The organism is Mycobacterium sp. E2699, from assembly GCF_001666745.1.
Taxonomy (GTDB): Bacteria; Actinomycetota; Actinomycetes; order Mycobacteriales; family Mycobacteriaceae; genus Mycobacterium.
The window spans coordinates 46,198-58,660 of sequence record NZ_LZJH01000054.1 but is presented as its reverse complement, the minus strand read 5'-3'; the positions used below and the strand labels follow the sequence as shown (position 1 = coordinate 58,660).

The 12,463-nt window shown below is 68.4% G+C and carries 11 protein-coding genes; 6 read left to right on the top strand and 5 right to left on the bottom strand.

Annotated features, from left to right (window positions below):
• Positions 1 to 3: 3 nt before the first annotated feature.
• On the bottom strand, positions 4 to 2,229 hold the full coding sequence (locus tag A5696_RS07305) for an acyl-CoA dehydrogenase (protein WP_067875649.1): 2,226 nt from the start codon (positions 2,227 to 2,229) through the stop codon (positions 4 to 6).
• A gap of 141 nt (positions 2,230 to 2,370) precedes the next feature.
• On the opposite strand from A5696_RS07305, the gene A5696_RS07300 reads away from it, so the two are divergent.
• Positions 2,371 to 2,964, top strand: a complete 594-nt coding sequence (locus tag A5696_RS07300) for a TetR/AcrR family transcriptional regulator (RefSeq protein WP_067875646.1) — start codon at positions 2,371 to 2,373, stop codon at positions 2,962 to 2,964.
• On the opposite strand, the gene A5696_RS07295 is transcribed toward A5696_RS07300, so the two are convergent.
• The gene (locus tag A5696_RS07295; RefSeq protein WP_082968947.1) at positions 2,896 to 4,821 is read right to left on the bottom strand and encodes a pyruvate kinase; all 1,926 of its coding nucleotides are present in this window, start codon (positions 4,819 to 4,821) and stop codon (positions 2,896 to 2,898) included. The two genes, A5696_RS07300 and A5696_RS07295, sit on opposite strands and share 69 nt — an antisense overlap.
• A gap of 254 nt (positions 4,822 to 5,075) precedes the next feature.
• On the opposite strand from A5696_RS07295, the gene A5696_RS07290 reads away from it, so the two are divergent.
• Positions 5,076 to 6,155, top strand: a complete 1,080-nt coding sequence (locus tag A5696_RS07290) for a DUF190 domain-containing protein (RefSeq protein ID WP_067875643.1) — start codon at positions 5,076 to 5,078, stop codon at positions 6,153 to 6,155.
• Positions 6,156 to 6,214: 59 nt separating this feature from the next.
• Here the strand turns inward: A5696_RS07290 and A5696_RS07285 are convergent, their stop codons facing one another.
• From A5696_RS07285 to A5696_RS07275, 3 genes are all read right to left on the bottom strand, one after another.
• Positions 6,215 to 7,108 carry a fructose bisphosphate aldolase gene (locus tag A5696_RS07285; protein WP_067875640.1) on the bottom strand — a complete coding sequence of 298 codons (894 nt, stop codon included), beginning with the start codon at positions 7,106 to 7,108 and terminating at the stop codon, positions 6,215 to 6,217.
• 275 nt (positions 7,109 to 7,383) lie between these two features.
• Positions 7,384 to 7,977, bottom strand: a complete 594-nt coding sequence (locus A5696_RS07280) for a cytochrome b (RefSeq protein WP_067875636.1) — start codon at positions 7,975 to 7,977, stop codon at positions 7,384 to 7,386.
• Entirely contained in the window at positions 7,974 to 9,113 is a 1,140-nt protein-coding gene (locus A5696_RS07275) for a catalase family peroxidase (RefSeq protein WP_304442248.1), read from the bottom strand. The genes A5696_RS07280 and A5696_RS07275 overlap by 4 nt, the downstream gene beginning before the upstream one ends.
• A gap of 366 nt (positions 9,114 to 9,479) precedes the next feature.
• On the opposite strand from A5696_RS07275, the gene A5696_RS07270 reads away from it, so the two are divergent.
• From A5696_RS07270 to A5696_RS07255, 4 genes are all read left to right on the top strand, one after another.
• Positions 9,480 to 9,857, top strand: coding sequence for an STAS domain-containing protein (locus tag A5696_RS07270; protein ID WP_067875633.1), 378 nt, complete (start codon positions 9,480 to 9,482; stop codon positions 9,855 to 9,857).
• A 41-nt stretch (positions 9,858 to 9,898) separates the two neighbouring features.
• A complete protein-coding gene (locus A5696_RS07265; protein WP_067875630.1) occupies positions 9,899 to 10,390 on the top strand; it encodes an ATP-binding protein in 492 nt (163 codons plus the stop codon).
• 129 nt (positions 10,391 to 10,519) lie between these two features.
• The gene (locus A5696_RS07260; RefSeq protein ID WP_067875627.1) at positions 10,520 to 11,155 is read left to right on the top strand and encodes a TetR/AcrR family transcriptional regulator; all 636 of its coding nucleotides are present in this window, start codon (positions 10,520 to 10,522) and stop codon (positions 11,153 to 11,155) included.
• A 91-nt stretch (positions 11,156 to 11,246) separates the two neighbouring features.
• Positions 11,247 to 12,383, top strand: coding sequence for a phosphotransferase (locus A5696_RS07255; RefSeq protein WP_197516911.1), 1,137 nt, complete (start codon positions 11,247 to 11,249; stop codon positions 12,381 to 12,383).
• Positions 12,384 to 12,463 lie beyond the last annotated feature (80 nt).

Genomic DNA, 12,463 nt, shown 5'->3' with positions numbered 1-12,463 from the left:
TCCTTATTTCCGGGGTAGCCCGAGAATCATCTGCGCGATGATGTTCAGCTGGATCTCCCTCGTTCCGCCGCCGATCAGCTCGGCCGGGAGATGCAGGTAGGGTTCCACGACCGCGGCGTCAGCGTCATCGACCATCGCCACCTGACCGGTCAACTGCAGGGTGGCCTCGAAGGTACGGCGCAGCAACACGTTCATCGCGACCTTGGCGATGCTGGACGCCGGGCCGGATGCCTGTCCGTCGAGCAGCCGAATGGTTTCCCGCACGCCGAGCGCCCGGATGGCGTTGGCGTAGGCGTCGAGTTCGCCGAGCTCACGCAGCGCGTCGTCACGATCCGGACCGGGTTGCGCGGCGAGCCGGCGGAGCGCGACGGCACGGTCGAACTTGACGTATCCACTGATGGCCGAACGCTCTTCGGCCATCGTGGCGATCGCAAGGCTCCAGCCGTCGGTGGGACCGCCCAGCAGCATCTCGTCGGGGACGAAGACGTCGTTGAGGAAGACCTCGTTGAAGTGCGCCTGACCGGTCGCCGTCCTGATGGGCTGGATTTCGACGCCGGGCGATTTCATATCGACGATGAAGTAACCGATGCCGCGGTGCTTGCTCGCTTCGGGGTCGGTGCGCGCCAGCAGCGCTCCCAGGTCGGCGTACTGCGCCAGCGACGTCCAGATCTTGTGGCCGTTGATCCGCCAGCCGCCGTCGACCTTGGTCGCCCTGGTGGCCAGCGACGCGAGGTCCGAGCCGGCTCCCGGCTCACTGAACAGCTGGCACCAATGGATATCGCCGCGCTGGGTCGGCGGAATCAGCCTTTCCTGCAGCTCTTTTGGCGCGGCGGCGAGTACCGAGGGCAGGATCCACTCGGCGATGTTGAGCGACGGCCGCACCAGCCCGGGTCGCCTGGCGAACTCCTCGTCGATGATGAGCTGTTTGAGCGGACCCGCATCGACGCCCCACGGCGCCTTCCAGTGCGGCGCCAGCAGACCGGCGTCGGCGAGCAGTGTGCGCTGCGGCCCGGAGGCCTGGTCCGGGTAATCGCCGTGCGGAGCCGGTGTGTCGTTGCGCAACTGCATTGCCGCATCCAGCGTCTCGGAGACCCAGGACCGGAAGTCCGACTCGGCGTCGCCCAGATTGACCGACATGTCGCGTTGCCGGGTGCGCGTCAGTTCACCCAGGCGCCGGGCCCAGCGATTAGCCGGACCGATCGATCCCGCCAGGCTGATCGCCCGCCGCCAGTAGAGGTGCACGTCGTGTTCCCAGGTGAAACCGATGGCGCCGAGCATCGTCAGGGCATCGAGCACCAGATCCGGGATCGGCGAGACGGCAGTCACCGCGGCCCCGGCTGCGGCCAGGCGATGTTGGTCGGGCGGCTCGTCGACGGCACGCACGGCGTCCCAGGCCGCCGCGGTCGCCAACTCGCTGTTGACCAAGAGCATCGCCGCGCTGTGCTGCAGCGCCTGGAAGGTCCCGATCACCTTGCCGAACTGTTCCCGCGTGCGCAGGTGCGCCGTGACCGCTTCGACGCACCACTGCGCGATGCCGGCCGTCATGCCGGCCACCAGCCCCACGGCGACGCACCGCGCGCGTTCGGCGTCGATACCGGTCAACGCCGCGGACCCGGGGCCGCGATAGTCGTTCAGCCGCAAGATTCCGACATCGCAGACCAGGTCGGTTCCGCGAATCGATTCCACAACGGCCGACGAGTTTTCGGTGTCGACCGACACCCAGACGATGTCGCCGCCCTCCGACCGGGCGGCGACCAGGATCACCCCCGCCGAACACAGGCCCGCGGTGACGTCCGACTCCCCGCTGAGTAACCACCCGTCGCCGTCGGCGCTGACCCGGAAGTCGCTGCCGTCGGGAAGGACGAGGGCCGCGGGTAAACCGGATGCGAGATCACGCAACAATGATTCGGCGGCCGGTGTCGGATCGGCCAGCAGCGCAACGGCTCCCGTCGTCACCGTCGGCAGCAGCGGTCCCGGCAGCAACGTCTTGCCCGCCGCTTCCAGGACGCAGGCGGCGTCGATCAGTCGTCCGCCCTGGCCGCCGAGGCGCTCCGGGAGGTGTACCGCGTGAAAACCGTTTGCGGCCAAGGAGTCCCACCACGCCGGGAGCCGCCCCGCGGCCAGCGCGTCGAAACTGGCGCGGGTGTCGGCGATCGGGGCGTGCCGAGCAGCGAACTGGACGACGGAGTCGCCGAGGGCCTGCTGCTCCGGGCTGAGGCCCAGCGTCATGGGGGCCCCGCGCGGCTGAGACGACACGCCATCGAAGACCGCTACCCTTTCCCCATACAAGACGAACCGTCTCGTCTTGTGGCAGACTACGGGGCGGGTCAGGATATGTAAAGCGGGCCAGTCAGCAGTGAGGATCACCACATGCCAAGCGATCTCGTCCGGGCGGGCCCGCCACGGCGCCGCAGCGAGAAATCGCGCACGGCCATCGTCACCGCCACGAGGGAGCTGCTGCTCGAGCGCGGATTCGACGGCCTGACCATCGAGGCGGTCGCGGCCCGGGCCGGCGTGGGAAAGCAAACCATCTATCGCTGGTGGCCGAGCCGCCCCGCGCTCGTCGCCGACGTCATGCTGGAGGATGCCGACAAGATCCTGGCCTCGGTCGACCACACCGATGACGTGTCCGCAGACCTGGTGCGGTGGGTGGGCAAGCTCGTCGCGAGCCTGACGACGGCGCGCGGCATGGCCATGCTGCGAATACTGACGGTCGCCGGCATGGAGCACGAGGACACCGCGGTCAAGCTGCGCGCCGGGTTCAGCGCACCGCTGCACGACAGCGTACGGGCCCGGCTGATCGCCGACGGCGTCGATGCGGCCGCGGCCGAATCAGCCGCGGACGCGATCGTCGGCGGCGTGGTATTTCCGATATTGTCTGAGCCGCAACAGTATTCACGGCGCCGGGCCGAACGCACCACCCGATTCATCGTCGAAGCGCTCGGGTCGCGCCGCCGACCATGACCGCAACGGACGCAACAACGCGTTCTTCTTGTAGTAGTGCTCCGCCATTCGCCGCATGATGTTGTCGAGCACGGTGACGGCGTCGTCGAGGTACGGGCCCTTGTTCAGCATCACGCACTCGGCCCGCTCGCTCATCGCCGCGTCGCTGATCTCCGCGCGCGACGGGTGCCCGGTCTTCGCGAGCTGCTCCAGTACCTGGGTCGCCCAGATCACCGGGAGGTGGGCGGCCTCGCACAGCCACAGAATCTCTTCCTGCAGCTCGGCCATCCGCTCGTAGCCACACTCGACGGCAAGATCGCCCCGGGCGATCATCACCCCGACCCGCGGCCGGCGCATCGCGGTGAGTAGTAGCTGGGGCAGGTGTTCGAAGGCGCGCCGGGTTTCGATCTTGAGCACGATGCCCAGATCGTCTCCACCGAGGCGATCGAGCTCACCCAGCAACCGCTCGACGTCGGCCGGGATGCGAACGAACGACATGTCGACCAGGTCCGCCAGTTCCACCACGGTGGACAGGTCGGCGACGTCGCGCTCGGTGAGCGCCGAGATCGGCAAGTCGGTGTCGGGCATGTTGATGCCCTTGCCCGCCTTCAGGCGGGCTTCGCCCTGCTCGGGGTGATCGATGCGCACGGTGAGGACGTCACGGTCGACCGTGAGCACCCGCCCGCCGATCTTGCCGTCGTCGAAGTGGACCGCATCGCCCGGCTGGGCGTGGTCGAAGGCCTCCGGCAGCGTGCAACCGATCCGAGGGATGGCCTGGCCCCGGGCGACCGGGGCCGGTGAGCAGTCGCGGGTCAGCTGCAAGAGGCCGCCCGCGCGCAATGCCAAGCTCTGCTCCGTCTCGGGGAGCGGACCCACTTCGGTCGGTTCCCCGCCGCCGTCGGCCCGCAGCACCGTTCCGGTTTCCAGGTACGTGGTCTTGCGCGCGGTCAGCACGAAGCCACCCGAAGCGGGCTCGTCAACCACCTCGAGCGCCAGTCGACGCGCGGACCCGCGCGCGTCCCGCAAGACCAGTACGTCGCCGGCGGCGCGGCCGGCCAGCCACGGTCGCGGCACCGTGACCACCGTCATGCCGGCTTCGGGAGCGGGCATCGGTTCCTCGGTCGACGTCAGCCACGCCCGCGCCGGGGTGACGACCTGGCCGAGGGTGTCGCGCCGCGGACGCAGTTTGACAACACGGGGTCCCGGCTCCAGTGGACCGGTCCGTAGCTTTGGCCCCGCCAGATCCATTGCCACCAGGCATGTTTGACCCGAACGCGCCGCCGCGTCCCGGACGTGGTGTGCCATCGCCCGCCACGCCGGTGGATCGTCGTGTGCGCAATTGATCCGTGCGATGTTCATTCCGCGCTGCACCAGCCCGCGGACCAAGTCGGCGTCGGTCGCGGCCTCCGAGGGGAGCGTGACCATGATGCGCGTCACGCGATGCGGCGGCTGGGAGCCCAGCAACTCGACCGTGCGCCGCCGCAATATCTCCGGCCCCTGCTCGATGGGAACCGCCGACGGTGGCGGCGGCTGCCACTTTCCCGCCACGATGGCGGCGATCGCCGAGCGAACGGCTGAAAGCGTGGCCTGGACGTGTGATTCGCTGCGGCCCAGGGAAGAAAGGCCGAACACCGCCAGGCCCGTCTGCAGGTCCCGCAGGTCGAACTGGCGAATCGCCCAGTAGTGCACCAGGTTCCGCGCGCTCGGCCGGTGCTCGGGCGCGACGGCGGACAGCCATTCTGCCCAGGAGAGTTCGGCATCCGACAATCGGGCCAGCAGGCCGTCGACCCGGCCGAGCAGACCCACCAGTCGCCGGTCGCTGTCGGTCTCGGCCGACGGCCGTGCGCCGTGCGGGGTGCCCTGCAACCGGTCGGCCATGCGCTCACTCGGCACGACGGGCTCCTCGCTTCGTGGGCTTGCGGCCACCCAGTGTTAACGTCCCTGTAACGGTCCTTGATGCGAATCACCAAGGCAGACATGAGATTAGTGGCGTTTCGCCGGATTCCGGCAGAGGAATTGGTCCCGAATCCGCAAGGCCCGGGCGGCGCACCGCGGGAACCGACCGGCACACGTCGCCGGCCGCGTTCGGGCTCCCGTTAAGCTTTGGCGGGTTCTACGCCTGAGGAGCGGCCGTGGACGAAGATTGTCTGAAGCTCACCACCTATCTGGCCGAGCGGCGACGAACCGACGAAGGCTTCGTCTCCGACGTGCTGCTCCGCCTCTATGCGCAGCACCGCATCGCCTGCGGCGTGGTGTTGCGTGGCATCGGAGGATTCGGAACGGGGCGCCACCTGCGGACGGATGAGTCGCTGACGCTGTCCGAGGATCCGCCGGTGGCGATCGTCGCGGTCGACTCCAAATCAAAGATCGAGGCGCTGCTCGACCCGGTGCTGACCATCAAGAAGCGCGGCCTGCTCACCTTGGAACGCGCGCGTCTGCTGCGCGACGGGCTCGCGCCGATGGAGCTCCCTGACGAGTTGCGTGAGGCGGTGAAGTTGACGATTTACGTAGGCCGCAAAGAGCGCGTCGACGGTGTGCCGGCCTACATCGCCGTCTGCGACCTGATGCACCGCCGCCGCATCGCCGGGGCATCGGTGTTCCTGGGTGTCGACGGCGTCACTCACGGACAGCGGCACCGCGCGCGTTTCTTCGGCCGCAACGCCAACGTGCCGATGATGGTCGTGGCCGTGGGGTACGGCGACCGGATCGGTCCGCTGCTGCCGGAACTCGGCAAGCTGCTGAGGCGGCCGATGTTCACGCTCGAACGCGTGCGGGTGTGCAAGCGCGACGGCGAGTTACTGGAACGGCCGCACGCGTTGCCCGGTGTCGACGAACATGGCCTGCCGTTGTGGCAGAAGCTGATGATCTACACGTCCGAATCGGCCCTGCACGGCGGGCTGCCGATCCACCGCGCGATCGTCCAGCGGCTCCGTCAGCGTGAAACGCCCGACGGCGCGACGGTGATCCGCGGCATCTGGGGTTACCACGGGGACCACCAACCCCACGGTGACAAGCTGCTCTCACTGCGCCGTCGCGTCCCGGTGGTCACGATCGTCATCGACACGCCGGCCAACATCGCCGAGTGCTTCGACGTGGTCGACGAACTCACCCGCGACGAGGGGCTGGTGACGAGCGAACTGGTGCCCGCTGTGGTGTCAGACGAGGGCGATGGCGGCGAGGGCGGACCGCCCATGGCCAACCATCGCTATTGAGCGATCGACTCAACGTGCCTCGGTGCGAATGAATTTCGCAGTAGTCGCCCGTCCCGGCCTCAGCCGCCGACCGACGCGTCGTATATCGACTGGATCGACTTGTCCAGCGTGGCGTTGAACTGCTCGTCGGACTGGTCGACCGAAAGCCCCTCGGTCAGCGCGCGGCTGAAGCTGGCGATCAGCCCCGTGTTCTTCGCCAGCAGCGCGTTGGCCTCGTCGCGCGAGTAGCCACCGGAGAGGGCGACGACCCGCATCACCTTCGGGTGCTCGATGAGGGGGCGGTAGAAGTTGACCTCGGTGGGCAGGCTCAGCTTGAGCATCACGCGCTGCCCGTCCGGCACCGCTTCGAGCTGCTTGGTGATCTCGTCCCGCAGGATGTCCTCGGTCTGCGCCTTGTCCGGGATCGAGATGGTGACCTCGGGTTCGATGATGGGCACCAGGCCGTGCGACAACACCTGACGGGCGAGCTCGAACTGCTGGGCGACCACCGCGGCGATGCCCTTCTGGTTGGCCCCGCCGATCACCGACCGCTCCTTGGTGCCGAAGACACCCTTGCTCACGGCCCGCTCCAACAGGTCGTCCAAGCCCGGGATCGGCTTCATCACCTGCACATCGTCGGACGCCTCGGCCAGGCCCTTGTCGATTTTGAGGATCGGCACCACGCCCTTGGTCTCCCAGAGGTAGGTGGTCGACGGCTTGCCCTCGATGTCGCGGTCCATCGTCTGCTCGAACAGGATCGCCGCCAGCACCCGGTCGCCGTTGAACGCCGGAGAGGTGATGATCCGCGAGCGCATCTCGTGGATCAGGTCGAACATCTCCTCCTCGGAGGAGTACGCGTCCTCCTGGATGCCGTACAGGCGCAGCGCCTTGGGCGTCGAGCCCCCGCTCTGGTCGAGCGCTGCGATGAATCCCTTGCCCGATGTCATCCGGTCGGCTTGCTGCTGGTTCGGCATGGAACTTCCCCACTCCCTCGTGGCACTGTCGGGTGCCGATCATATTCGTCTCATCGGGGCGCGAGCAGGCAGGCCATCACCAGGACTGGGCAAGCTGGTCTCGCCCGAACACCCCGCGTATACCCGCTGCGGTCCTCACTTCAGCGCGGCTTCAGCGCGTCCATGACCTCGTCCGCGCTGCGGATGGCACCGTCCCGCCCTCGGAGACGAAGCCGTTGTACGGGTCGATCGCGGCCGGTGGGGTCCCTCTCGTAGGTCACGCCGTCACATGCTGATCAGCGGCGTTCATCCGGCTCTTGCCGGGTGGCGCGTCCGGTGGGCCAGACCGCCATCCGGTCCAGGAGCCCGTCGCGCAGCACCAGCGTGTGGAACAGCACCGCGCAGACGTGCGCGGTGAACGTCAGGAACAGCAGGAACGCGCCCACGTTGTGGGCCTGGCGGAGCACCGCGTACAGGTCGAGGTTGTGCGGCGCGATGCCGGGCAGGTGAACCGGCCCGGCCAGGGTGATGGGGAACCGCGCCGCCGACAGCATTGCCCACCCGATCAGTGGCTGCAGCAGCAACAGCGCGTACAGCAGATATTCCGACCACGACGCGATGCGGCGTTCGGCGCGGCTCATGGTGGCCAGGAACGGTGGCAGCCGGTGGGTGAGCCGGTTCACCAGCCGCACGACGGCGAACGCGAGGATCAACACCCCCAACGGTCGATGAATGGCCAGCAGCAGCGGGTAGTAGCTCAACGAGGCGATCATGATCACTCCGATGAGCAGCTGCACGATCACCATCGGCGCCATCAGCCAGTGCAGTATCCGCGAGGGAAGCGCGAAACGCTTTGGCGCGGTGGTGGTTTCGTTCGCCTGGGTGGTCATGCGAGCACCCGGGCCACGTTGACCTCGCTGGGCGACTTGGGCTCCTCGGCGCGGCGTGTGAACGAGCGCGCGTAGACCGCCGATCTCGCCGGCGGCAGCGGATCGTCGGACGCGGTGATGCCGTCCGGTAGCACCAGCGGGTCGAAATTGATGTCGCGGGCGTTCCCGGCCTCCTCGGTCTGCACCGCGGTGATGGTGATGGTGCCGGCGTCGATGGACCGCCGCGATTGCGGCCACGGCTTGGTGGCGTCGTTGGTCGGGTCGCCCGGCTCGCCGATCGTGAGCATCAGCCGCCAGTTCAGGGGTCGCTGAGCCAGCGTCCGGATGAGGTCGTCGAACAGGTAGTCCTTGCCGCGCGGTGGTTGCGGTGCCCCGGCGCCGCCGGCATCCTGCGGGACCACCGACCAACGCACCGGAACGGTGGCGCCGGCGCCGTTGGTGAACCAGAAGGCGTTCAGCCCGTAGAACGTGCTGCCCGCGAACCCGGCGCTGGGCGGTGACTGCTTGATGATCTTCATCGCGGCGACGGTTTCGGGATGCCGATCGAGGAATGCGGCCATCTTCTGCGGGTCGGCCTTGCCCGTTCCAGGCTGCGGTTTCGACGCGAGGATCCGCTCATAGAAGCCCTCGGGGGTGCTGTCGGTGAACACGGGCAGGTTGATCATCGCGGTGCGCCACTGCTGGCCGCCCGCCTCGAACAACAGGCCGAGCCCGCGCACGGTGTCGGGCTTGTCGGGCTGGTCCGGCAGGCCGCCGCCCAGCGAAAACCGGCCGACGAGCGGAACGGTGCCCGCCCGGAAGACCGCGGCCCGGCAGATGGCCGCGCCCGCCCCGTTGCTCGCGAAAGATCCGGTGGCGGCCAGCCCTTTGGCATGGTTTCGCCGGAAGCCGTCGTGGCGGCCGTAGATGGCTTCGAAGCGATCGGCGAACCTCGAGGGGGTGGGCGGCGTCCACGTGTCCGGCCGCAGCCAGCCGCCGGCGTAGGCGAACCCGCCCACATCCACCGCCGCGAAGCCGGCGACGGCACCCAGGCCGAGCAACGCGCTTCGTCGGGTCAGGGCGACGCGGCGGGGAGGCGCGGGCTTGATGTCAGCGGTTTCGTCGTCGGGCCTGCCATCGTGATCGCCGGGCTCCATGCCCACCGTCCTTTCCCGCATATCCGGGCCTAGCCGCACAGCCTGGGAACGAACTCGGTGGTCGCATTCACCCACGGGAGGCTGCCGTGCGCAACTTTTGCGGCGGTCGTGGCGCACACCCGGACCACGTCGGGGCGCCGGGATTCGTTCAGTCGGGTTGGTCACAGCGCGACGGCTGCAAGCGCCGTTTTCGGCATGGCTTAAAATCGACTGAGCACGTGCGGCTGCGCCTCCGCCTAGCGGTGCAGAAGAGATGGAGTGTTTCGCCCCAGAAGGGCGTATTACGCGGGTTGAGTCGACAGCCCCGGCTTGGCAATGGCTGTTTGATTCTCGGTGTCCCGGGCGGGGCGAATGTGAGTGAGAAGCATGATCGAACAATCCGGCAATTCAGTCGATCCGACGACCTTTGAGGTGGGAAAAGACCAGGTAGACGGCGCGGTCGTGCTCACCGTCTCCGGCGAGGTGGACATGCTCAGCGCACCTCAGTTGGCCGAGGCGATACGCACCACACTGGCCGCCGGACCGCCGGCGCTGGTCATTGACCTGACCAAAGTGGACTTTCTGGCCTCCGCCGGGATGACGGTCCTGGTGACGGCGCAGGCCGAGGTCGCGCCACCCACCCAGTTCGCGGTCGTCGCGAACGGGCCGGCCACCAGCAGACCCATCAAGCTCATGGGACTGGACAGCATCTTGTCGCTCTACAGCACGCTCGACAGCGCGCTGAGCCGCATCGCCGGTGGTTGAACCTCGAGCGAGTGAGGATGCCAAGGGGACATAGTGGGGACATGGGGCGCTTTGAAGACGGGCCGGACGAGGTGTCCGACGTCGACGACCGATCCCGCTTCGTACGCCGGCGCCTGCCCGCCGATGCGCGAAGCGCGGCCCGGACGCGTGCGGAGTTCCGGCTTTGGCTCGACCGGCACTTCGCCCTGGGCGCAGAGCGAACCAACGACCTGCTACTCGCGGTGAACGAAGCGTTGGCGAACGCCGCGGAATTCGCGTACCTGGACGCCCCGCGGCGCGGCGGCGTGGAACTCAGCGCGGCCTACGACCACGACGCCGACACGCTCACCGTCACCATCACCGACCGCGGCCGTTGGCGCCCGACCCGCCCCGGGGCGGTCGCCCTGCCGCCCCAACCGCAGATCCGCGGTCGCGGCATCCCGCTGATGCGGGCGCTCGCCGACCGGGTGACCATCGACCGCACCCCACCGGGGACGCGGGTCACCCTGGTCTGGACGGGGCTGTCGCAGCGCAACCAGCGGTCCAGTGCCTGAACAGTGCTCGCCCGTGCTGGAGGGCTGACCGTTTGTCCCGCAACATCATTCGTCGGCGCTCGTTCGGCCTGCGGATACCCCGCACATCAGATAGCGAAGTAGCACAACGCATCCCGTAGCATCGGCGCCATGGAGCCGAGCCGGTGGTGGGGCGACGACCGCGCCATCCTCGACGACGAGGAGGCCCGCAGACGAATCCTCGACGCCGCCGGCCGCTGCATCGTCCGCCGCGGCAACACCCAGTTCCGGATGGGCGAAGTGGCCGACGAGGCCGGGGTGTCGCGGTCCACGGTATACCGGTACTTCCCGGGCCGCGACGATGTCTTGCTGGGCCTGATGCTGATGCGGGTGGACCGGGCGCTCGGTGATCTGGTGCGCTCATTGCCGGCGCCCGACGACCCCGTCCGCTCCGTGCCCGAGATGGTCCTGGCGCGGGTGGAGTCGGTGGACGGCAATCCGCTGAACGAGGCGCTGTTCGCCGCCGAGAGCACCGCGGTGGCTACGGCCCTGGAGAAGGGTTCGGAACCCGTCGTGCAGCTGCTATTGCGACACTACGAGCCCTTGCTGGACCGGTGGAAAGCGGCAGGGCGCCTCTACGACGATCTCGAGCCCCGGTCGATCGTGCAGTGGTTGCACGCCACGACGCTGTTCTTGCTGGCTCCGTCCTGGCGGCACCGGCCGGTGGCCGACAAGCGCAAGTTCGTCGAGCAATTCGTGGTGCGGGCCATGGTGCCAACAATCAGACAAAAACCCGGTATTGTCTGAAGTTCGGACGTAAGTCTAGTTTCGTCCGACGGGGCGCGGTGCCGATTCCGCGACCCCACTCGCCGGTGACGCATGCGCAGGACGGATGCATATGAAAAACGCTGCGGGACAGGCTCGTTCGGTCGTCGGCCTGGCCGCCCACCTGGGCCAGGGGGTCCGCCGGGCGACCACCGACGCCGTGCTGGGCGCGCGCTTGGGGCTGCCCCGCACCGTCGAAGACATCGACGCCGGAACCCTGTCGAAGATCCTGGGGACGACCGTCAGGTCGGTCCGTGTCCTCGACCGGGATGCGGGGACGTCGTCGCGGGCGCGGCTGGTGCTGACGGGGAAAGACGTCCCCGAGTCGGTGTTCGTGAAGGTCGCGGCCACAACTGCCGCCACCCGGTTGATGGGTGAACTCGGCCGGCTGGGCCAGACCGAGGTGCGCTTCTACAACGAACTCGCGCCGCGGCTCACCGGTCTCCCATACGCGTACGGCGCGGCGTTCGACGCCTGGACGGGCCGGTACCTGTTGGTCCTGGAAGACCTGCCCGCCGCGGCGTGCGAATTCCCCGACACCCTGCACCCGATCTCGCCCGACCAGGCCAGCCTCATCATCGAGCTGCTGGCGGACCTGCACGCCACCTTCTGGGGCCGCCTGCCGCGCGACGGGCGCGGCCCGCTGGGCTGGCTGTACACCCCGTCGGGCGACGTCACATCGCTATTGACCGGATCGCTGATGCACGCGTCGATGAAGCGACTCGCCGACCGCAGCCCCTTCCCCGTCGAGAACGGACGCTTCATCGCCGACAACTATCGCGCCGTCGCCGCACTGATCGACACTCCACCGCACACGGTCATGCACGGCGACGCCCACCCCGGCAACATGTATTTCTACGGCGGCAAGGCGGGCCTGTTGGACTGGCAGGCGGTGCGGCGCGGACACCCCTCGCGCGAATTGGCGTACACGCTGATCACCAGCCTGACGCCGGAGGATCGCCGGGCCACTCAACGCGACCTGCTCGACGACTACCGGCGCGCGTTGGCGGCGGCCGGCGGCCCCGACCTGGACCGCGAGGACCTGTGGCTGCGGTACCGACAGGGTGCCCTGTACGCATACGTGGCCCCGCTGATCACCGCGGGGATGGGCGGAATGCAGGTCGAAGGCATCGCCATGGAGGGTCTGCGGCGCGGTGTGGCCGCGCTCGATGACCTGGAAACCGTTGCGGCACTGCGAAGTTCTTTGTAGCACCGGCGCGGTCGCACCAGCGCGGCGCCCGGCCGCGAACTTCGCGCGATTCATTGACTCGAACCATCGGGAGGCATATC

Excerpts from the sequence above, each read along its gene's own strand:
- A5696_RS07295 (WP_082968947.1), bottom strand. The coding sequence starts at position 4,821 with ATGGCCGACCGGTTGCAGGGCACCCCGCACGGCGCACGGCCGTCGGCC.
- A5696_RS07305 (WP_067875649.1), bottom strand. The coding sequence starts at position 2,229 with ATGACGCTGGGCCTCAGCCCGGAGCAGCAGGCCCTCGGCGACTCCGTC.
- A5696_RS07300 (WP_067875646.1), top strand. The coding sequence starts at position 2,371 with ATGCCAAGCGATCTCGTCCGGGCGGGCCCGCCACGGCGCCGCAGCGAG.
- A5696_RS07255 (WP_197516911.1), top strand. The coding sequence starts at position 11,247 with ATGAAAAACGCTGCGGGACAGGCTCGTTCGGTCGTCGGCCTGGCCGCC.
- A5696_RS07280 (WP_067875636.1), bottom strand. The coding sequence starts at position 7,977 with ATGACCACCCAGGCGAACGAAACCACCACCGCGCCAAAGCGTTTCGCG.
- A5696_RS07285 (WP_067875640.1), bottom strand. The coding sequence starts at position 7,108 with ATGCCGAACCAGCAGCAAGCCGACCGGATGACATCGGGCAAGGGATTC.
- A5696_RS07265 (WP_067875630.1), top strand. The coding sequence starts at position 9,899 with ATGGGGCGCTTTGAAGACGGGCCGGACGAGGTGTCCGACGTCGACGAC.
- A5696_RS07260 (WP_067875627.1), top strand. The coding sequence starts at position 10,520 with ATGGAGCCGAGCCGGTGGTGGGGCGACGACCGCGCCATCCTCGACGAC.
- A5696_RS07275 (WP_304442248.1), bottom strand. The coding sequence starts at position 9,113 with ATGGAGCCCGGCGATCACGATGGCAGGCCCGACGACGAAACCGCTGAC.
- A5696_RS07270 (WP_067875633.1), top strand. The coding sequence starts at position 9,480 with ATGATCGAACAATCCGGCAATTCAGTCGATCCGACGACCTTTGAGGTG.